The organism is Aminobacter sp. UC22_36 (assembly GCF_044056035.1).
In the GTDB taxonomy this organism is placed as follows: domain Bacteria; phylum Pseudomonadota; class Alphaproteobacteria; order Rhizobiales; family Rhizobiaceae; genus Aminobacter.
In genome coordinates, this window is sequence record NZ_CP171996.1 from 1,859,062 (window position 1) to 1,877,633 (window position 18,572).

At 63.5% G+C, this 18,572-nt stretch carries 19 protein-coding genes and 1 pseudogene; 6 read left to right on the top strand and 14 right to left on the bottom strand.

Features of this window, described 5'->3' with window-relative positions:
• The first annotated feature begins 12 nt into the window (after positions 1-12).
• Positions 13-876: a cytochrome c1 gene (locus ACHMW7_RS12260; protein WP_395450498.1), complete on the top strand. Its 864-nt coding sequence runs from the start codon at positions 13-15 to the stop codon at positions 874-876.
• Between the two features lie 194 nt (positions 877-1,070).
• Complete coding sequence (locus ACHMW7_RS12265) at positions 1,071-1,616, top strand: adenine phosphoribosyltransferase (RefSeq protein WP_395450499.1); 546 nt, start codon at positions 1,071-1,073, stop codon at positions 1,614-1,616.
• Between the two features lie 120 nt (positions 1,617-1,736).
• On the opposite strand, the gene ACHMW7_RS12270 is transcribed toward ACHMW7_RS12265, so the two are convergent.
• The gene (locus ACHMW7_RS12270; RefSeq protein WP_395450500.1) at positions 1,737-2,312 is read right to left on the bottom strand and encodes a dihydrofolate reductase family protein; all 576 of its coding nucleotides are present in this window, start codon (positions 2,310-2,312) and stop codon (positions 1,737-1,739) included.
• Between the two features lie 449 nt (positions 2,313-2,761).
• Here ACHMW7_RS12270 and ACHMW7_RS12275 point away from each other — a divergent pair, with 449 nt between their 5' ends.
• Complete coding sequence (locus ACHMW7_RS12275; RefSeq protein ID WP_395450501.1) at positions 2,762-4,144, top strand: FAD-binding oxidoreductase; 1,383 nt, start codon at positions 2,762-2,764, stop codon at positions 4,142-4,144.
• Between the two features lie 213 nt (positions 4,145-4,357).
• On the opposite strand, the gene ACHMW7_RS12280 is transcribed toward ACHMW7_RS12275, so the two are convergent.
• The 9 genes and pseudogenes from ACHMW7_RS12280 to ACHMW7_RS12320 all read right to left on the bottom strand — a co-directional run bounded on the left by ACHMW7_RS12280 (position 4,358) and on the right by ACHMW7_RS12320 (position 11,505).
• Positions 4,358-4,816, bottom strand: coding sequence for a MaoC family dehydratase (locus tag ACHMW7_RS12280; RefSeq protein WP_395450502.1), 459 nt, complete (start codon positions 4,814-4,816; stop codon positions 4,358-4,360).
• A complete protein-coding gene (locus tag ACHMW7_RS12285; protein ID WP_395450503.1) occupies positions 4,813-5,274 on the bottom strand; it encodes a MaoC family dehydratase in 462 nt (153 codons plus the stop codon). The genes ACHMW7_RS12280 and ACHMW7_RS12285 overlap by 4 nt, the downstream gene beginning before the upstream one ends.
• An 83-nt stretch (positions 5,275-5,357) precedes the next feature.
• Entirely contained in the window at positions 5,358-6,332 is a 975-nt protein-coding gene (gene corA / locus ACHMW7_RS12290; protein ID WP_395450504.1) for a magnesium/cobalt transporter CorA, read from the bottom strand.
• Between the two features lie 233 nt (positions 6,333-6,565).
• Positions 6,566-7,361: pseudogene (locus ACHMW7_RS12295) on the bottom strand (APH(3')-II family aminoglycoside O-phosphotransferase).
• Positions 7,362-7,811: 450 nt separating this feature from the next.
• Positions 7,812-8,915, bottom strand: coding sequence for a redox-regulated ATPase YchF (gene ychF, locus ACHMW7_RS12300; RefSeq protein ID WP_395450505.1), 1,104 nt, complete (start codon positions 8,913-8,915; stop codon positions 7,812-7,814).
• A gap of 74 nt (positions 8,916-8,989) precedes the next feature.
• Positions 8,990-9,532 (bottom strand): dihydrofolate reductase family protein, encoded by a 543-nt coding sequence (locus tag ACHMW7_RS12305; protein WP_395450506.1) that lies wholly within the window; start codon positions 9,530-9,532, stop codon positions 8,990-8,992.
• A gap of 100 nt (positions 9,533-9,632) precedes the next feature.
• A complete protein-coding gene (locus ACHMW7_RS12310) occupies positions 9,633-10,040 on the bottom strand; it encodes a GFA family protein (protein ID WP_395450507.1) in 408 nt (135 codons plus the stop codon).
• An 89-nt stretch (positions 10,041-10,129) separates the two neighbouring features.
• Positions 10,130-10,867: an aminoacyl-tRNA hydrolase gene (pth, locus tag ACHMW7_RS12315; RefSeq protein WP_395450508.1), complete on the bottom strand. Its 738-nt coding sequence runs from the start codon at positions 10,865-10,867 to the stop codon at positions 10,130-10,132.
• Positions 10,868-10,893: 26 nt separating this feature from the next.
• Positions 10,894-11,505, bottom strand: coding sequence for a 50S ribosomal protein L25/general stress protein Ctc (locus ACHMW7_RS12320; protein WP_395450509.1), 612 nt, complete (start codon positions 11,503-11,505; stop codon positions 10,894-10,896).
• A gap of 269 nt (positions 11,506-11,774) precedes the next feature.
• Here ACHMW7_RS12320 and ACHMW7_RS12325 point away from each other — a divergent pair, with 269 nt between their 5' ends.
• The 3 genes from ACHMW7_RS12325 (at position 11,775) to chrA (ending at position 14,799) form a co-directional block, all read left to right on the top strand.
• On the top strand, positions 11,775-12,539 hold the full coding sequence (locus tag ACHMW7_RS12325) for a sulfite exporter TauE/SafE family protein (protein WP_395450510.1): 765 nt from the start codon (positions 11,775-11,777) through the stop codon (positions 12,537-12,539).
• Between the two features lie 120 nt (positions 12,540-12,659).
• Entirely contained in the window at positions 12,660-13,463 is an 804-nt protein-coding gene (locus tag ACHMW7_RS12330; RefSeq protein ID WP_395451316.1) for a chromate resistance protein ChrB domain-containing protein, read from the top strand.
• Between the two features lies 1 nt (position 13,464).
• Complete coding sequence (gene chrA, locus ACHMW7_RS12335; RefSeq protein ID WP_395450511.1) at positions 13,465-14,799, top strand: chromate efflux transporter; 1,335 nt, start codon at positions 13,465-13,467, stop codon at positions 14,797-14,799.
• A 72-nt stretch (positions 14,800-14,871) separates the two neighbouring features.
• Here the strand turns inward: chrA and ACHMW7_RS12340 are convergent, their stop codons facing one another.
• The 4 genes from ACHMW7_RS12340 to pgeF form a co-directional block, all read right to left on the bottom strand.
• Positions 14,872-15,807 carry a ribose-phosphate pyrophosphokinase gene (locus ACHMW7_RS12340; protein ID WP_395450512.1) on the bottom strand — a complete coding sequence of 312 codons (936 nt, stop codon included), beginning with the start codon at positions 15,805-15,807 and terminating at the stop codon, positions 14,872-14,874.
• Between the two features lie 113 nt (positions 15,808-15,920).
• A complete protein-coding gene (locus tag ACHMW7_RS12345; RefSeq protein WP_395450513.1) occupies positions 15,921-16,517 on the bottom strand; it encodes a hypothetical protein in 597 nt (198 codons plus the stop codon).
• A gap of 43 nt (positions 16,518-16,560) precedes the next feature.
• Positions 16,561-17,712 carry a M24 family metallopeptidase gene (locus ACHMW7_RS12350; protein WP_395450514.1) on the bottom strand — a complete coding sequence of 384 codons (1,152 nt, stop codon included), beginning with the start codon at positions 17,710-17,712 and terminating at the stop codon, positions 16,561-16,563.
• Positions 17,713-17,716: 4 nt separating this feature from the next.
• Positions 17,717-18,508: a peptidoglycan editing factor PgeF gene (pgeF, locus tag ACHMW7_RS12355; protein WP_395450515.1), complete on the bottom strand. Its 792-nt coding sequence runs from the start codon at positions 18,506-18,508 to the stop codon at positions 17,717-17,719.
• Positions 18,509-18,572: the final 64 nt, after the last annotated feature.

The window sequence follows — 18,572 nt, forward strand, 5'->3', positions numbered from 1 at the left end:
AGGGATTTTGGAATGAAAAAGATTCTCAATGGTCTGGCTGCCATCGGCTTCGTGCTCGCCGGCACCGCCGGCGTGGCCATGGCTGCCGAGGAAGCGCACAACGCGGCCGAGCCGACGCACTTCCCGATCCACAAGCCGAAGGAAATGGACTGGACCTTTGCCGGTCCGTTCGGCACCTACGACAAGGGCCAGCTGCAGCGCGGCCTGAAGATCTACAAGGAAGTGTGCTCGGCCTGTCACTCGATGAACCTGGTGGCGTTCCGCACGCTCGAGGATCTCGGTTACTCCGAAGCGCAGGTCAAGGCCTTCGCTGCCGAGTATGAAGTTCAGGACGGCCCGAACGGCGAAGGCGAGATGTTCACCCGCAAGGCTCTGCCTGGCGATCACTTCCCGTCGCCCTTCCCGAATGTGGTTGCCGCAGCAGCTGCAAACGGTGGCGCTGCTCCGCCCGACTTCTCGCTGATCGCCAAGGCGCGTGGTGTCGAGCGTGGTTTCCCGACCTTCGTCTTCGACATCTTCACCCAGTATGCCTCGAACGGTCCGGATTACATCCACGCCCTGCTGACCGGCTATGACGAGCAGCCGCCGGCTGGCATGGAAGTTGCCGCAGGCACGCACTACAACCCGTACTTCATCGCCGGCAAGTCGCTGGCCATGGCCAAGCCGCTTTCCGACGGCCAGGTGACCTACGAAGACGGCTCGCCCGAGACGGTCGAGCAGTATTCCCGTGACATCGCGGCGTTCCTGATGTGGGCGGCCGAGCCGCACCTCGAAGCACGCAAGCAGACCGGCTTTGCCGTCATGATCTTCCTGGTGCTGTTTGCCGGTCTGGTCTATGCCACCAAGCGCAAGGTCTGGGCCAACGTCGCCCACTGATCCGGCTCGCTGACATGAAATCGAAAGGGCGCTCATAAGGCGCCCTTTTCTTTTGCCGCCCAACCCGTCAAAACTGCCAACGCCCGCGAAAATCGAGATCGATCTTCGATCGGGATCCTGCAGAGTTTCACAGTGCTGCAGCACCTGTGCACGCCCACGGACGCGCATCGCTGCAGGCAACGGAGCCCCCGCCGATGAATACCTCGCTCGAACAGACATTGCTCGGCGCCATCAGGACCATTCCTGATTATCCCCGACCCGGCGTGATGTTCCGCGACATCACCACGCTGCTCGGCGACGCACGCGCCTTCCGCCGCACCATCGACGAACTCGTCCATCCTTATGCCGGTGCCAAGATCGACCAGGTCGCCGGCATCGAGGCGCGCGGCTTCATCCTCGGCGGCGCCATCGCCCACCAGATGTCGGCGGGTTTCGTGCCGATCCGCAAGAAGGGCAAGCTGCCGCACGAGACGGTGCGCATCGCCTACAGCCTCGAATACGGGCTCGACGAGATGGAGATGCACAAGGACGCCGTCAGGGCCGGGGAGAAGGTCATCCTCGTCGACGATCTGATCGCCACCGGCGGCACCGCCGAAGCCGCAGTCAAGCTGCTGCGCCAGATCGGCGCCGACATCGTCGCCGCCTGCTTCATCGTCGATTTGCCCGACCTTGGCGGCCGCAAGAAGCTCGAGGCGCTTGGCGTCGACGTTCGTACGCTGATTGCCTTTGAAGGCCACTGAGCAGCCTCCGAGACCCGTACAGCGTGGAGACATTCTCCACGCTGTCTTGTTTTCGGTCGAAGTTGCGGTCGGGGGCAGGATCACCCTGCTGTCACCACCGGCGTGCCGGGTCGCTAGCGGCTAGCCGATGCCGTAGGTCAGGCTCACACGTCCGTTGGTAAGCGGTTCGACCTTCCGCAACTCGAGCCCATGGCGACGCTCGGTGGTCGCAAAGAGCGCCTTGCCTTCACCGGCGATCAGCGGATAGACGATGACGCGGAGCTCATCGACCAGCCCGGCCTCGATGAGGCTTGTTGTCGTTCGGGCGCCTCCGACAAGGTAGATGTCCTTTCCGGGCTGCTGCTTGAGCGCCTTGACCTCATCAAGTCGCCTGAGGAAGCGCGTGTTCGGCCACAGCGTCGTCGTCAGAGTGCTCGACAGCACATAATGCGGGGTCTTGCTGATGAACCCTGCCCATTCCAGCTCTGCCGGGGTCGGTGCGTTGCCGGTGATCCAGGCGGGCGTCTCGGGCTCATTCTGGATCGACGTCCAGTAACCTTCGTAACCAGGATACATGCCGCCGCCGAGCAGGCAGGCATCGATCTGCGGCGTCAGGCCGTAATCCTCCGACCACGCCTCGACCCAGTCCGCGGTACCCTCGGGTCCCTCCATCTTGCCATCGACGGAGATCTTCATTCCAGCAATCAGCTTGCGCATTTCAGCCTCCACAGCATGCCGCCAGGGCCGACATGATCCGGCGGGACATTCAGCCATATGGTTGAATATAGGCTGCCGTGAAAAATAGTCAACCATATGGTTTAATGTTGTCGTGGCTGCCGCCGTCTGCGCCTTGGCCATGAGCCTCCAGGTCAGGGCCTTGCTGCGGCTGGCGGCGTGGAAGCGTTGAGACGGGGCAAGAACATCGGGCATGCGGCGGACAGCGCCAGGTGCCGCGGCCTCCTTGTCTCCGCCGCACGCTTGCCGCTGAAACAATCGAAACACTGCCGTGCCGGTACAGAAAAACACCTGAAATCGACGCGGCGTAGGACAGGACGTGCCGCGAATGCGGCAGGTTCAACCGGCCAAGCGCGCCCTCCACCGCCGGGACCGAAGGGTCTTCGGCAGCGGCAGCAGTGCGTCTTGCGGCCAAACACGAGTGTTCCAAAATGCTGAAGTCAACTGCTTCGCACGAGTTTCCCGACCGGCTCCGTACCAGCCTTATTGGCCAGGACCATCCCGGCTATGAGGCGTCGCGCGCGCTTTACAACGCCATGATCGACAAGCGACCACGCTGGATCGTCCCCTGCGCCGACGTCGGCGATGTCGTCGCGGCGGTCAATCACGCCCGCGACAGGCAGCTGCTCGTCGCCATTCGCGGCGGTGGCCACAACGGGCCGGGCTTCGGCAGCTGCGACGGCGGCATGGTCATCGACATGTCGCCGATGAAACGCGTTGATGTCGACCCGGCCGCGCGCACGGTTCGCGTCGAGGCTGGCTGTACCCAGGGCGATGTCGACCGGGCGACCAGCGCGCATGGGCTGGCGGTGCCGGCCGGTATCGTCTCGAGTACGGGCATCGCCGGGCTGACGCTTGGCGGCGGCACCGGCTATCTCACGCGCAAGCACGGCCTGACCATCGACAACCTGCTCGCGGCCGAGGTCGTGCTGGCCGATGGCAGCGTCGTCACGGCAAGCGCGGACGAGCACCCCGAGCTTTTCTGGGCGCTGCGGGGCGGCGGCGGCAATTTCGGCGTGGTGACGCGCTTCACGTTTCAGGCGCATCCGGCGAAGGATGTCTATGCCGGGCCGATCTTCTACGACATCGCGCATGCGGCCGAAATCATGCGCTGGTACCGCGACTTCCTGCCAGGGGCGCCACGCGAACTCGGCATGTTCTTCGGCATGAAGACGGTGCCCTCCTGCGATCCGTTCCCACGCGAAATCTGGGGACGGCGCATCTGCGCGCTGATCAGCTGCTACAACGGCACGGAGGAGGAAGGCATCCGGGCCATGCAGCCGGCGCGTGACGCGCTGCCTAAAGCGCTGATGGACGGCATGATGCGGCTGCCCTTCGTCGACCTGCAGGGGCTGTTCGATCCGTTGCTGCCGAAGGGGCTGCATTGGTACTGGAAGGGCGACTATGTCGACGAGCTGTCCGATGCCGCCATCGCTGCCCATGTCGCGCACGCCTCGAAGAGCCCGACTGAGCTGTCGCTGATGCATCTCTACCCCATCGACGGCGCCGTCCATGACGTTGCTTCAGAGGCCACCGCCTGGGGCGCGCGACAGGCGCGCTGGTCCATGGTCATCGCCGGCATCGACCCCGATCCGGCGAAGGCACCGGAGCTGAAGCAGTGGGCAAGCGCCTACTGGGCCGCGGTGCACAAGCACAACCCGCATGGCGGCGGCTACATCAACTTCATGATGGACGACGAAAGCGAGGCGCGCGTGCGTGCCGCCTACGGTGCCAACTACGAGCGACTGGTCGCCGCCAAGCGCCGCTACGACCCGGCAAACCTCTTCCGGGTCAACCATAACATCCGGCCGTAAGCCGGCGTTCTATCGCGACGAACACCCGACCACACGTGGAGACGTTTTCCACGTGTGGTCGGGTTTTTTTCGGGGTGCTCGCTTCGGCCTTAGACATCACGATCCTTCGCACCCTCCGAGAATTGCCTCGTAAGGCACAAGCGGCTGTCACCATCTGTCACCAACCACCGTGGATAGCCGCCCCCACCGTAAACGGAGCGAAGGAGAAGCGCGCTACCCGACCTTCACCAGCACCGCGCTGTCGAACTCGATGACCTTGTCGCCTTTGCTGTCGAATCCTTCGGAGTGCAGCGTCATCATGCGCCAGCCGGGACGCGTGGCGAGCGGCCGGTGGTCGAGGCCGCGCCGGGTGAAGGTCACGGTCTCACCGGCGAAAACCGGCTTCAGCCATTTCAGGTTCTTGAAGCCGGGCGAGGGGCCGAATTCGGGCTTCGGTCCGGGACCGTCCCAGGCGCGGCCGCGATGCGCCAGATTGAGCTTCATCCACGCCGCCGTGGTGTGCCAGCCCGAGGCACACAGGCCGCCGAAGACACTTGCCTTGGCTGCCTCCTCGTCGGTGTGGAAGGGCTGCGGGTCGTATTTGCGGGCGAAATCCTTGATCGCCTCGGCGCTGAAGTGATGGCTGCCGAGCGTGACCGTGACACCGATGCCGAGATACTCGTCGAGGGTCATTGCGCGGCCTCGCGGGTCAGGAACATGCAGCTGTTGACCAGTTCGAAGACGGGCTCGCCTTTCTGGTTGACCAGTTCGGCGCGCCAGCTGACGAAGCCAAGCCCGGGCTTCGAACGCGACAGGCGGCGGGACAGGATGGTCAGCTTGCCGCCCAGCGTGTCGCCTGCCAGCACCGGCTTTTTCCACTTGGCATAGTCGATGCCCGGCGCGCCTTGCGAGGTCGAGTCGAGCAGCAAGGCATCGCACAGCATGCGCATGAACATCGAGCAGGTGTGCCAGCCCGACGCCGACAGCCCGCCGAGAATGCTTGCCTTGCCGGCCTCCTCGTCGAGGTGGAAGGGCTGGGCGTCGAACTCCGAGGCGAATTCGATGATCTCCTGGGCGAGGACGGTTTTGCCGCCGAGGTCGATGACAACGCCCTCGCCAAGATCCTCATATGCCCATTTCCTGGTGCTCATCGGCAATCCTGTTCAAGCTTGTACGATAACCTTGAACCGGCCCTGCTGACAGCGCAAGGCCGGTTTTCGGGCAAATCCTTGGCTCAGAGCCAGCCGCGGCGGCGGAACCACCAGAACGGCAGGATGGCGGAGATGACCATCAGCCCGAGTGCCATGGGATAGCCGAGCATCCACCTGAGCTCTGGCATGCCGTCGAAGTTCATGCCGTAGATCGACGCGACCAGCGTCGGCGGCAGGAACACCACAGCCGCCACCGAGACGATCTTGATGATGCCGTTCTGCTCGATGTTGATCATGCCGAGCGTGGCGTCGAGTAGAAAGGTGATCTTCTGCGACAGGAACGAGGCGTGGTCGGTGAGTGACAGCACGTCGCGCGACAGCGTCTTCACCCGCGCCTTGGCGTCCTTGCCGTTCTTGGCCAGGGCCAGGGCATTGGCGAGGAAACCCGACAGGCGCTGCAGCGAGGTCAGGCTGTCGCGGATGTTCGAGGTCAGCAACTCCTTGCGGCCGAGGTCCTTGAGGATCTGCTGGAAGCCCCGGTCGCGGCTGGAAGCCTTGGTCGCGGTCGGGTTGAAGATGTCCTTCGACAGCAGCTCGATATCGCGCGAGACACGTTCCAGCACGTCGGCGAGGCGGTCGACGATCGCCTCCAGCAGCCCAACAAGGATCGTTTCGCCTGACGTGCAGCCGATCGCCGCTTTCTCGGCACGCAGCGGGAACGACAGGAACGCCTTCGGCTCGTGATAGCGGATGGTGACCAGCAGGTTGCGGCGCAAGACGAAGGTCACCGGCGACATGACGGGGTCGTCGCTGTCGGCCTGCGAGGGCAAGGTGGCGGTCATGAAGTAGGCACCGTCCTCGACATAGAGGCGGGACGAGATCTCGATCTCCTCCATCTCCTCGCGCGTCGGGACGCCAACGCCGAGCCACTGCTCGACCTCGACCTCTTCCTGCCTGGTCGGATTGAACAGGTCGGCCCAGACAATCCTGTCCTTTTCGGCCGCAATGGTGTCTGCAAGGCGCAGACGATCGTTTTCCACGACGAATGCCTTGATCATCGCCGGTCTCCCATACTGGAGCTGATATCGTGCCCGATCACGGGCGGGGTTGCTGGATTGCGCCGGCGGGGTCACGTGTGACCGGGTCAGCGCTTAGGCGCGATAGACCCAGGCGGCTGCGACGTCAAGTTGCAAATCGGTAAGGTGCGACGGGCATGCGGGCGCCGAGACCGAGGTGGCTGGGGGCGAAGTCCTCCATGGCAATCAAGGAGATCGTCGCCGCCCCGCCAAGCTCAGAAGAACTCGTCGAGCAGTTGGTAGTATGCGAGCCGCGCCGGTTCGGCGTCCGGCAGGCCGTAGAGTTCCAGAAACGGCGCCACCCATTGCTGGCCGAGATTGAAGTGGATGCTCCAACAGAGGATGCCGAGGTCCTGGTAGCGGTCGGCGACGCCGAGCCGGCTGCAGTCGATGAAGCCGGAGAAGCGGCCGTTGTCGGCGATGAAGTTCGGCATCGAGGCGTCGCCATGGGTCACGATGAGATCTTCGCCGATGGGCCGGCGCGCCAGCAATTGTTCGAACACGGCCTCGGCCGGCTGGCCCAGCCATTCGTCGTCGAAGTCCTCGACGTCGACCACGCCCGCTACCATGCGCGTCCGGGCAACCTCGATGCGTGCCGAAAGCCTGTGATCGAAGGGGCAGGAGGCGATGTCGAGTGCATGCAGCCGGCGCAGGGCGTTGGCCATGATGGCGACAGCCTGCTCGGGGGGAACCTCGTGTGAAACGAGGTCTTGTCCGGCGACGGCTGTCATCAGCAGCCAGTGCGTTCCGGCGTGAAGTCTCGAAAGCCAGGACCTCAGGGCAGGGGATGTCCTGGCCGTCCAACCAGCGTAGGCGGACCACCTCGTCGGGCAGTTCGGCGAAGTCGCCTGTCGCCTCGGTCTTGAGGAACAGTGTCGGCTTGCCGGCAGCCGCAAGCTTGAACACGCCGGCATTCGAATGGCCGATGGTCTGCCGGTCCCAGCTGTAACTAGCCAGTGCGTCGCGCAGCAACGCGGGAAGATCCATCTCGACATGTGCGTGCTGTGTCATCCGGCCCCTCAAGATACAATTGCTGCGCGGGCAGCATCGCCGCCGTGTCGCTTGGGGCGCAGATAGGTATTCGCAGCTGAGCCGTCGAGAACAATCCAGTTGATCGAGTCCAACGCTGGTGATGAGGCTGCCTGAAGAGAGCCTCGAGCCGGTCGAAGTGCTGGATTTGGCCGCATGACGTCGCCATCCTGGACAAACAAAAAAGGCCGGGATGCCCCCGACCTTTCTCTAGCGTCTCAACATCCAGTGCCAGTACATCCGTGGTCAAAGGTGGAGACGATCTGCAAATCTCCAAGCGACCGTAGCCAAGGTTGGTTAGCAAAAGGTTAACTCCGCGGGATGTGCGTGGACCGAAAGCCGGACGTGCAACAGACTGGCTCATCGCCCCGCGGCAAAAAGAAAAGCCCCGCGATGCGGGGCTTTTCGTATGTGGATGCGACGGCCAGGTGATCAGGTGTTGAACTTGAACAGCATCACGTCGCCGTCCTGGACGACATATTCCTTGCCTTCGTCGCGCGCCTTGCCGGCTTCCTTGGCCGGAACTTCGCCGCCGAGCGTGACGAAATCGTTGAAGGCAATCGTCTGGGCGCGGATGAAGCCGCGTTCGAAGTCGGTGTGGATGACGCCCGCCGCCTGCGGCGCCTTGGCGCCCTTGTGCACGGTCCAGGCGCGGGTCTCCTTGGGACCGACGGTGAAGTAGGTGATCAGGTGCAAGAGCTCGTAGCCGGCGCGGATGAGCTTATCCAGGCCCGGCTCGTCGAGGCCGAGATCGGCGAGGAATTCCTGGGCCTCTTCATCGGGCAACTGCGCCACTTCAGCTTCGATCGCAGCCGAGATGACGACGACGCCGGCGCCCTGCGCCTCGGCCATCTTCTGCACAGCCTGAGTGTGCTCGTTGCCGGTCGCGGCATCGCTTTCAGCGACGTTGCAGACATAGAGCACCGGATGCGAGGTCAGGAGGTTGAGCCCCTGCAGGATCTCGAGGTCTTCGGCTGATATGCCCTTGAGCAGCAGGCGCACAGGCTTGCCATCCTGCAGCAGCGTCAGCGACTGCTCCATCATCGGCAGAACAGTGGTCGCTTCCTTGTCCTTGCTGGCAGCGCGCTTGCGGAACTGCACGATGCGGCGCTCGAGGCTTTCGAGGTCGGCGAGCATCAGCTCGGTCTCGACCGTTTCGGCGTCGGCGACCGGATCGATGCGGCCCTCGACATGTGTGATGTCGTCGTCCTCGAAGCAGCGCAGCACGTGCACGATGGCGTCGACCTCGCGGATGTTGGCGAGGAACTGGTTGCCCAGCCCTTCACCCTTCGAGGCGCCGCGCACCAGGCCGGCAATGTCGACGAAGGAGATGCGGGTCGGGATGATCTCCTTCGACTTGGCGATATTAGCCAACTGCTTGAGGCGCGGATCGGGAACCGCCACTTCGCCGGTGTTCGGCTCGATGGTGCAGAACGGGTAGTTGGCCGCCTGCGCGGCAGCCGTGCGCGTCAGCGCGTTGAAAAGCGTCGATTTGCCAACGTTGGGCAGGCCGACGATGCCGCATTTGAAACCCATGGTCTTTTGGTCCTATCGGGAAATCGGAATTTGCTCAGGGCTATGGGCGATAGGGCCTAAGATCGTCAAGTCTTTCAGCGTCGCACGCGGTACTGCGCATGCACCGCGCCGTTGGCCAGCGGCTTGGCAAAAGCGAGATCGAGCCAGCGATCGGCCTGTTTGCCGCCGAAAGCCTGTAAGCCCGAGCCGAGGATAATGGGGATGGTGCCGACCTCGAGTGTGTCGAGCAAGCCGGCATCCATGAATTGGCGAGCCAAGTCGCCGCCGCCAAACAGCCAGATGCGGCCGGTGGCTCCACGTGCTCGAAGATTGGCCAGCATTTCGGCTGGTGTACCTGCCATGGCTTCGGCGTTCTCGGGAAGGTCCTCGAGCCGGCGCGAGGTGGCGATCAGGCAAGGGTACTTGGCGTAGGCCCATGCTTCGTGGCGGCGTACAACGTCATAGGTCGCACGACCCATGACGATGCCGCTCAGTGAAGCCATGAATGCGGAAAAATCGTAGTCGTCATCGGGTGGAAACTTGTCGAGCCAGTCAAAGGTGCCGTCCTCGCGGGCAATGAAGCCGTCAAGCGACATCGCGAACATATAGATGATGTCGTCAATGCCCGAAGCGACCATCCGAACCGTTCCTTGTTGCCAAGAGTGCTTCCTACCATGAGGTCTGTCGGACTTCTGTCAGGAGCCTTCACCGAGCGTACGGGACTTTGGATGACGCTTGTCAGTCTGGATCCTTGTCATAGGCCTTGGTCCCTGGGGGCAGGATAACCCATGAATGACGGCGGCAGTCGTAGACGGAGTCCTCGGGAGGGGGAAAATGCGGATCGGCGAACGCGCCGACCGCCACTGCCACAAATGCACTCTCGGCGCCGGCTTCGGTGTGGAACAGGTTGGTGCCGCAGACTGGGCAAAACCTGAAGGTGTAACGGGAGCCCCTGTCACCGACGCGCAAATATTCCGTCGCCGTACCCGTGGCCGCATAGGGCGGCGCAAAGGCGGCCAAAGCGGCAAAGACACTGCCGGTGCGGCGTTGACAGGCGAGGCAATGACAAACGCCGACGCCGAGTGGCGCGCCTTTGACCTCAATGCTCAGCTGCCCGCAGGTGCAGGATGCGGTTCTGGTTTGCATGTGACACCTCGCCGGACGGTTGCGTCGGACTGCGGGGGCATTGCGCGCCCTTATCGCACGAACGGAGGCGAAAGTCTTTGCGGGGTCGCTCAGTCCTTGCCGAGCAGCTTCTTCAACATCGCGGCCATCGGGCCCGTCTCGGGAACCTTGACGACAGGCTGGCTGGGACGGGCCTGGCGGATATGGCTCTGGGCCTTGGGCGTCTGCGGCTTGGGGGCCTTCGGCGGCGGAGTGTCGTTCGCGCCGGTCGGCTGAAGCTTGTCGCGCAGCCCCACCGTTACCTTGTTCATGAAGCCGTTGTCGTCGCCCTTGGTCAGCAGATCAGAGCTGTCGGCAACGAGGTCGAGCAGCGTCTCCAGCCATTCCTTGTCGGACTTGGCGAAGTCGCCGAGCACGTGGCCGTGCACCATCTCCTTGACGCCGGGATGGCCGATGCCGATGCGGACGCGGCGATAATCCTTGGCGATATGCTGGTCGATCGAGCGGATGCCGTTGTGGCCGCCGGCGCCACCGCCAATCTTGACCCGCACCTTGCCGGCGACGAGGTCGAGCTCGTCATAGAAGACGGTCAGCGCCGAGGGTTCGAGCTTGTAGAAGCGCAAGGCCTCGCCGACCGATTGGCCGGACAGGTTCATGAAGGTCTGCGGCTTGAGCAGGATGATCTTTTCGCCGGCAATGTTGCCTTCTGATATCAGGCCCTTGAACTTTTTCGTCCAGGGCGAAAACGAATGGCGGCGGGCAATTGCGTCCGCCGCCATGTAGCCGACATTGTGCCGGTTGTTCTGGTATTGCGTACCCGGATTGCCGAGACCTGCAAAGAGCAGCATGTTCGGGTCCTCCGGGTATGCGCCGATTATGCCTCGGGGGCAGCCTCGGTTGCGCCTTCTTCCGACTTCGATGCCGAGGTGCCGGCGATCGTTGCGATGGTGAAATCGCGGTCCGAGATGACGGGCTTCACGCCCTTCGGCAGCTTGACGGCCGAGATGTGGATCGAATCGCCGATTTCAGTGCCGTCGAGATCGACGGTGATGAATTCCGGGATCGCGGTGGCCGGGCAGTGGAACTCGACCTCGTGACGGACGATGTTGAGCGTGCCGCCGCGCTTGATGCCGGGCGACTTCTCTTCATTGATGAAGTGAACCGGAACCTGGACGTTGACTTCGGTGTTTGCGCCAAGGCGCAGGAAGTCGACATGCATCGGGAAGTCACGGACCGGATCGAGCTGGTAGTCCTTCGGCAGAACCTTGATCTTCTTGCCGTCGACTTCGATCGTCGCCACGGTGGTCAGGAACCCGCCGCCATGGATCTTGTAGAAGATGTCCTTGTAGGACAGGGCGATGGCCAGGGGAGGCTGCTTGTCGCCGTAAATAACTGCAGGCACTTTACCGTTGCGACGAACTTCACGGGCGGACCCCTTACCGACCAGTTCGCGTGCTTCGGCCTTGAGCTCGTATGTTTCGCTCATGGCATTTCCTTTCGGTTGTATGGAGCGCTCACGGCGGGCATGAAGCCTGATCCGTAAACGTCGAAAGCCGCCGGGTGAGGCGGCCTTCCGCCGCGTTGCCTCCAAGGGTGTCTACGCGGGTGGCGGCTCTATATCCGAAGGTGGCAAAAAGTGCAACCGCTGGAGCTGCCAGGGCTGGCTCCCCGTTGGTGCCGCCGTGGCTGCTCGCGCAAACGCCACCATCCCTGTATCACGCCGGTTCGAAACGTTCACGACAGCAAGTTCAGCCCATGCAAGAATTCCTGCCGCTCCATCTCTCGACGGCCACCATTGTGGTGCTTGTCGTGGCTGCCTTTGTCGCCGGCTGCGCGCGCGGCTTTTCGGGCTTCGGCGGCGCGCTGATCTTCGTGCCGGTGGCAAGCTCGCTGATCGGCGCCAAGCTTGCGGTGCCGCTGCTGTTGATCGTCGACCTGGTGTTGACCCCGGGGCTCATTCCGAATGCGTGGCGCGGTGCCGACCGCGGCAATGTTGGCGTCATGGCGTTGGGCGCCGCAATCGGCGTGCCGACCGGCACCTATTTGCTCACCCATGTCGACGGCGTTTTGATCCGATGGGCGATTGTCGCCATCGTCGTTGCGCTGCTGGCGCTGCTGATGTCGGGCTGGCGCTATCACGGCCGCCCGCATGCCAGCCTGACCGCCGTTGTCGGCATGACCTCGGGGCTGTTTTCAGGCGCCGCCCAGGTCGGCGGGCCGCCCGTCGTCGCTTACTGGCTCGGCGGCGCCTTCCTGCCGCAGACGGTGCGGGCCAACATCGTGCTCTACTTCGCCATATCGAGCGTGCTGTCGGTCACCAGCTATCTTGTGGCAGGGCTGCTGACCTGGGAGACGGTCGGGCTGTCGCTGACCATCGGGCCGACATTCGCGCTCGGATTGTTCATCGGCTCACGCCTGTTCAGTCGCGCCAACGAGGCCACGTTCCGCCGCATCTGCTACGGACTGATCGCGGCTGCGGCGATCATCGGGCTGCCAGTGCTCGACGGTGTGCTCAGGTGATTGAACTGGACGCTGCTTTCAAATAGAATTCACATATCGGGGGCATGGTGGACTTCCCCGTGAGGCCTAGTGGCCCAAGCTCCGCCTTCGCTGGATATGCGGAGGAAAACCATGCCCAGGATGATCTCACCCCAACAACTTATGCCACTTCTTGGTACCGACCGGTGTCCATTGATCGTCGATGTGCGCAGGGCAGCAGCCTTTGCGGCAGCGCCGACGCGCATCGCCGGTGCCGTGTGGCGGGATTACATGAAGTCGGCCGAATGGCTGCCGCTGTTGCCAGCTGGCCGGCCGCTCGTCGTCTACTGTGCCCATGGCCACAATGTCAGCGAGATCGCCACCGCTCGCCTGACCGCCGCAGGGGCCAATGTGTCGATGCTCGAAGGCGGCATCGACGCGTGGATTGCCGTCGGAGGGCTGCTCGTGGCTCGCGCAGCACCGGGCCTTGAACCCGGCTTGCCGGTATCAAGCGTCTGGGTGACACGGTCGCGGCCGAAGATCGACCGCATCGCCTGTCCCTGGCTGATCCGGCGCTTCATTGACCCACTGGCAGTCTTCCATTTCGTCTCTGCCGAATGGGTCAAGGACGTCGCCGACGAGATCGGCGCCACACCTTACGATATCAAGGACGTGCATTATTCGCATCGCGGCGACGAATGCACCTTCGACACGCTGATATCAGAGTTCGGGCTGACCGATCCGGCGCTGCTGCATCTCGCCCGCATCGTACGCGGCGCGGACACAGCCCAACTCGACATGGAACCGCAGGCGGCCGGTTTGCTCGCAATATCGCTGGGCCTGTCGGCGATCGAGGACGATGACCTGGCGCAACTGGAAAAGGGCATGACGATCTACGACGCGTTGTATGGCTGGTGCCGCTACGCCAGGTCGGAAGCCCACAACTGGCCGGCAAAGGCGACCTGACATGGACACAACGCCTTTCAAGGCTGCTTCTCCTTCCTTCGGCGAGGCGACGCGAACCTTCGCCAAGATCGGCCTGTTGTCATTTGGCGGGCCGGCCGGCCAGATCGCGCTGATGCACAAGGTCCTCGTCGATGAGAAGCGCTGGCTCGACGAGCCACGCTTCCTGCATGCGCTCAACTACTGCATGCTGTTGCCGGGACCCGAGGCGATGCAATTGGCGACCTATGCCGGCTGGCTGCTGCACGGCATCAGGGGCGGGCTGATGGCGGGGCTGCTGTTCGTCTTGCCCGGTGCGCTCGTCATCACAGCGCTTTCGGCGATCTACCTGACCGTCGGCCATGTCACTTTGGTGCAGGGGCTGCTGTTCGGCCTCAAGGCAGCGGTGCTGGCCGTCGTGCTCGAAGCACTGATCAAGGTGTCGAAGCGGGCTTTGAAGAACGGCTTGATGGTGGTGCTGGCGGTTGCGGCTTTCATTGCCATTGCCTTTCTCAAGCTGCCGTTCCCGCTGATCATCGCCGCTGCGGCGGTCATAGGTGCGCTGATGCACCTGTCCGGGGCCGCCGGGAGCAAGGCTTCAGCAGAAGCTGATCCGGAAATCACCTATGCCATGCCGGAATGGACAAAACCGAGCGCAGGGCGGTTGTTCTCGACACTGGGCATCTGGCTGGCGATCTGGTTCGTGCCCTTGATCGTGCTGTGGCAGTGGTTCGGACCTGGCCACGTCTTCACCGCCGAGGCGACATTCTTCTCCAAGATGGCGGCCGTGACCTTCGGCGGCGCCTATGCCGTGCTCGCCTATGTCGCCCAGCAGGCGGTCGAGGTCCATGGCTGGCTGAAGCCGGACGAGATGCTGACCGGCCTCGGCCTCGCCGAGACGACGCCGGGACCGTTGATCCTGGTGCTGGTCTTCGTCGGTTTTCTCGGCGGCGCGCGTCTTTCAACCCTGGCCCCGCTCGCCGGCGGTGCCGCAGGGGCCATGGTGACGCTGTGGTTTACCTTCGCGCCGTGCTTCCTGTGGATCTTCGTCGGTGCGCCCTATGTCGAGACGGTGCGCAACGTGCGCTGGCTGGCAAGCGCGCTATCCGCCGTGACGGCTGCCGTCGTCGGCATCATCGCCAACCTTGCTGTGTGGTTTGCGCTGCACGTTCTGTTTGGCAATGTCGATGAGGTGAATTGGGGGCCGTTTGCGCTGCCGGTGCTGGATTTCGGCAGTTTCGACTGGGCCGCGGCGCTCATTGCTGTTGCGGCAGGCGTCGCGCTGATCCGTTTCCACGTCAACATGATCGTCGTACTGGCCGTCTCCGCCCTTGCCGGCATGGCGTGGCATCTGTCCTAGCGCCCAAACGAAAGGCCCCATTCCGGTTTTCCGGAATGGGGCCTCAAAATGGGTAAGCCTGGGCTGTCCGGGTTAGTCGAACAGGCTCGACACCGACTCTTCAGTCGCCGTGCGCGAGATCGCTTCGCCGATCAGGTCGCCGATCGAGACGACGCGGATGTTGTGCGCGTCCATCACCGCCTGGGTCGGCTGGATCGAGTCGGTGATGACAAGTTCCTGCAGCTGCGAGCCGGCGATGCGTGCGGCAGCACCGCCTGAAAGCACGCCATGGGTGATGTAGGCGGTGACTGAGGTGGCACCCTTGGCGAGCAGTGCGTCGGCGGCGTTGCACAGCGTACCGCCGGAATCGACGATGTCGTCGATGAGCAGGCAGTCCTTGCCATGCACTTCGCCGATGACGTTCATCACTTCGGATTCACCCGGGCGCTCGCGGCGCTTGTCGACGATGGCGAGCTGGGCATCGATGCGCTTGGCCAGCGCACGGGCGCGGACCACGCCGCCGACGTCGGGCGAAACCACCATGACGTTGCCGAGCTGCTTGTACTTGGCCTTGACGTCGCGGGCCATGACCGGGACCGAAAACAGATTGTCGGTCGGGATGTCGAAGAAGCCCTGGATCTGGCCGGCATGCAGGTCGAGCGTCAGGACGCGGTTGGCGCCGGCGCGAGCGATCATGTTGGCGACGAGCTTGGCTGAGATCGGCGTGCGGCCCGAAGCGCGGCGATCCTGCCTTGCGTAGCCGAAGTAAGGAATGACTGCCGTGATGCGCCGTGCCGACGAACGCATGAAGGCGTCGATCATGATGAGCAGTTCCATCAGGTGATCGTTGGTCGGGTAGGCGGTCGACTGGAGGATGAAGACGTCCTCGCCGCGCACGTTCTCCTGGATCTCGACGAAGATTTCCTGGTCAGCGAAGCGCCTGACGCTGGCCTTGCCCAGGGGGATGTTGAGATAGCGAGCGACCGCCTCTGCTAGCACCCGATTGGAATTGCCCGCGAAGAGTTTCATGTACCGATCCTGGTAGAGATTATGAGCGGGCTTTTAGCGGTCCTTGCCGCTATTGCAAGCGGACTCGCCGCTGAATCCCAAAAAAGCGACATCGTGGGCGGGAATGTCGCGGTCTAACCGGGTTTTGCGGCCAGCCACTGGGCCAGTTGATCGATGGTGCTGTCGGCTATCGACTGCATGGTCGCGGGCGCCACAGCCGGCCAGCCTTCACCGCTGCCGGTGGTCGAAGCCGCGGTCTGCTGGCCGTTGATGCGGTGCAGTCTCGTGCCGGCCGGATCGTAGACGTCCCAGACATAAACGACTGTCGTGTCCTTGCCTTCGGTCATCGCCGAGAAGTAGCCGCGCATGATGATGCCGGGCGGGGTGGTGTCGGTGCTGCCGGCAAGCGTGATGCCGCGTTCGCGGGCGCGGGCGCCGAGACGCTGGGTGAGCGGCGTCGCAGCTTCGACGGTCGCGCCGACGATCGGGGCGAATTGAACGCGCGCCTTGGTCATGATGGCGGCCGTCTGGGCTGGAACGGCCGTTGCAGCGGCGGATGCCGCACCTGTTACCGCGGGTGCGGCCACATCGGTGCCCTCGGTCTGGGCAAGTGCTGCCGACTGTGCCGTGGGCGCAACGGCCGACGGTTCGAGGACGTCCTTGGCGCTGTTGCACGCGGACAGGGCGACACAGGCGGACAGACAGGCTGCCGCAAAAATCCAACGTCTCATTTGCCCGAACTCCCTGGCAAACGCCCCTCAGCACTCTGCGCAATCATCGTACGATCAAGTCGAGATCATGGCGGGAAAGCGGCTTGGGTGCGGATTCAGTGGTCAGATAGGTACGACCCAACGTCATCGCGGTCTCGGTTTCCGAATCCATGATGATCATGTGGGCGAACAAGGTCATATTGGGCGCGATCGGTTCGGGATTGCCCTGGTAGAACATCGGCATGTCCATCCAGGACGGCGTGAAGCGGGCGCCGACAGAGTAACCGCAGGCATTGAGCCGGTGCTTGGTCAGGTCATGCGCCTCGAGCGTGCGGGCGTGCGCGTCGAAGACGTCGCCGAAGGTGTTGCCGGGCGTCATCGCCTTTTCGACGGCGACAAGTGCGGCCAGCGAGGCGTCATAGAGCTCCTGGTGGCGCCGCGAGACCTTGCCGGTCAGCGCGGTGCGCATCATCGGCGCATGGTAGTGATTGAAGACGCCGGCCCATTCGAGCGTCAGCTGGTCGTTCTTGTTGAGCTTGCGGCGCCCGGCCTTGTAGCGGCACAGCAGGGCGTCGGCGCCCGAGCCGATGATGAATTCGTTGGCTGGATAGTCGCCGCCGCCGGTGAAGATCGCGCCTTGCATGGCCGCCAGGATCTTGGCCTCGTCGCCGCCTTGCTTGATCAGTGGCAGCGCCGCATCGAGCGCGTCATCGGCGAGGCTTGCCGCCTTTTCAGCCTTGTCGATCTCGGCCGGGCTCTTGAACAGGCGCAGGCGCCCGACGATACCAGAGGCATCGACGATCTGCCCAAACGTCTGCAACTGCTCGTCGAGGCGGCGACCGTTGAAGGCGGTCAGGCCATGGGTGTCGTATTCGACGCCGATGCGGGCGCCGAGCAGGCCGAGGTCGTTGAGCAGATTGCGCAGGTCGAGTGTCGGGTTGGCGTTGTCGCGGTCGGTCCACAAGACGATGTTTTCGATGATCGAGGTGTGGCGGGCCTGGCGCAGATCGGCCGAACGCGTCAGCAGCGTCATCGAGCCGTCGGCCATGACCACCAGCGACTGGAAGAAGCAGAAGCCGAACGTGTCGTAGCCGGTCAGCCAGTACATGCTCTCCTGCGCAAACAGGACAACAGCATCGAGCTTCTTTTCGGCCATCTCGATCATCAGCCGGTCGCGCCGGGCATCGAATTCGGTTCGTTCGAAATGCAGCGCCATGCTGTCAGTCCTCCAGTGCAATTGCCGAAATCTGCCGCCCGTAATCAGCTTCCTTGCGGTGCGTGGTGCGCCGGTAGGAATAAAACAGCTCTTCTTCCGCGTAGGTGCAGCGGTTCAGCGCCTCGGCCACAACGCCGGCGCGGCGCAGCCGGTCGACGGTGTAGAGGTTGAGGTCGAACATGTGGTGGCCGGCGTTGGCCGAGGGGGCGAAGTAACGCGCGTTGTCGACATCCGCTTCGGTGAAACGGGCGACGAACTCCGGGCCGACCTCGTAATTGGCGGCGCTGATGGAGGGGCCGAGCACGGCCAGGATACGCTCGCGCCGTGCGCCGAGGCCTTCCATGGCGGTGATGGTGTTTTCGAGCACGCCAGTGAACGCGCCCTTCCAGCCGGCATGGGCGGCACCGATGATGCGCGCCTCGGGGTCGGCGAAGAGCACGGGGCCGCAATCGGCCGACGAGGCGCCGAGCGCCAGGCCGGGCCGGTCGGTGACGATGGCGTCGGCCTTGGGGCGTCCGTCGGCAAATGGAGCGGTGGCGACAACGACATCTGGCGAGTGAACCTGGTAAAGGCTGAGCAGGTGATCTGCCGGCACGCCCATCCAGGTGGCGACGCGGCGACGATTCTCGGTAACACGGCTCTGGTCGTCGTCGGAGCCGACGCCGATGTTGAGACCTTGGTAGATGCCTTCGGAGACCCCGCCGGTGCGGGTGAAGTAACCGTGGCGGATGCCGTTGGCTTCCGCGCTGGCGAGCAAGTTGGACCGGATCGGATCCGGTTTCGAGTCGTTCAGCATTGCCGCCTTGTCTTCCTCGTCAGCGATTTCGTCAAGGCTGGGCCAGCCGCCACCGATCGCCTTG

Excerpts from the sequence above, each read along its gene's own strand:
- ACHMW7_RS12260 (WP_395450498.1), top strand. The coding sequence starts at position 13 with ATGAAAAAGATTCTCAATGGTCTGGCTGCCATCGGCTTCGTGCTCGCC.
- ACHMW7_RS12265 (WP_395450499.1), top strand. The coding sequence starts at position 1,071 with ATGAATACCTCGCTCGAACAGACATTGCTCGGCGCCATCAGGACCATT.
- ACHMW7_RS12270 (WP_395450500.1), bottom strand. The coding sequence starts at position 2,312 with ATGCGCAAGCTGATTGCTGGAATGAAGATCTCCGTCGATGGCAAGATG.
- ACHMW7_RS12275 (WP_395450501.1), top strand. The coding sequence starts at position 2,762 with ATGCTGAAGTCAACTGCTTCGCACGAGTTTCCCGACCGGCTCCGTACC.
- ACHMW7_RS12280 (WP_395450502.1), bottom strand. The coding sequence starts at position 4,816 with ATGACCCTCGACGAGTATCTCGGCATCGGTGTCACGGTCACGCTCGGC.
- ACHMW7_RS12285 (WP_395450503.1), bottom strand. The coding sequence starts at position 5,274 with ATGAGCACCAGGAAATGGGCATATGAGGATCTTGGCGAGGGCGTTGTC.
- corA (WP_395450504.1), bottom strand. The coding sequence starts at position 6,332 with ATGATCAAGGCATTCGTCGTGGAAAACGATCGTCTGCGCCTTGCAGAC.
- ychF (WP_395450505.1), bottom strand. The coding sequence starts at position 8,915 with ATGGGTTTCAAATGCGGCATCGTCGGCCTGCCCAACGTTGGCAAATCG.
- ACHMW7_RS12305 (WP_395450506.1), bottom strand. The coding sequence starts at position 9,532 with ATGGTCGCTTCGGGCATTGACGACATCATCTATATGTTCGCGATGTCG.
- ACHMW7_RS12310 (WP_395450507.1), bottom strand. The coding sequence starts at position 10,040 with ATGCAAACCAGAACCGCATCCTGCACCTGCGGGCAGCTGAGCATTGAG.
- pth (WP_395450508.1), bottom strand. The coding sequence starts at position 10,867 with ATGCTGCTCTTTGCAGGTCTCGGCAATCCGGGTACGCAATACCAGAAC.
- ACHMW7_RS12320 (WP_395450509.1), bottom strand. The coding sequence starts at position 11,505 with ATGAGCGAAACATACGAGCTCAAGGCCGAAGCACGCGAACTGGTCGGT.
- ACHMW7_RS12325 (WP_395450510.1), top strand. The coding sequence starts at position 11,775 with ATGCAAGAATTCCTGCCGCTCCATCTCTCGACGGCCACCATTGTGGTG.
- ACHMW7_RS12330 (WP_395451316.1), top strand. The coding sequence starts at position 12,660 with ATGATCTCACCCCAACAACTTATGCCACTTCTTGGTACCGACCGGTGT.
- chrA (WP_395450511.1), top strand. The coding sequence starts at position 13,465 with ATGGACACAACGCCTTTCAAGGCTGCTTCTCCTTCCTTCGGCGAGGCG.
- ACHMW7_RS12340 (WP_395450512.1), bottom strand. The coding sequence starts at position 15,807 with ATGAAACTCTTCGCGGGCAATTCCAATCGGGTGCTAGCAGAGGCGGTC.
- ACHMW7_RS12345 (WP_395450513.1), bottom strand. The coding sequence starts at position 16,517 with ATGAGACGTTGGATTTTTGCGGCAGCCTGTCTGTCCGCCTGTGTCGCC.
- ACHMW7_RS12350 (WP_395450514.1), bottom strand. The coding sequence starts at position 17,712 with ATGGCGCTGCATTTCGAACGAACCGAATTCGATGCCCGGCGCGACCGG.
- pgeF (WP_395450515.1), bottom strand. The coding sequence starts at position 18,508 with ATGCTGAACGACTCGAAACCGGATCCGATCCGGTCCAACTTGCTCGCC.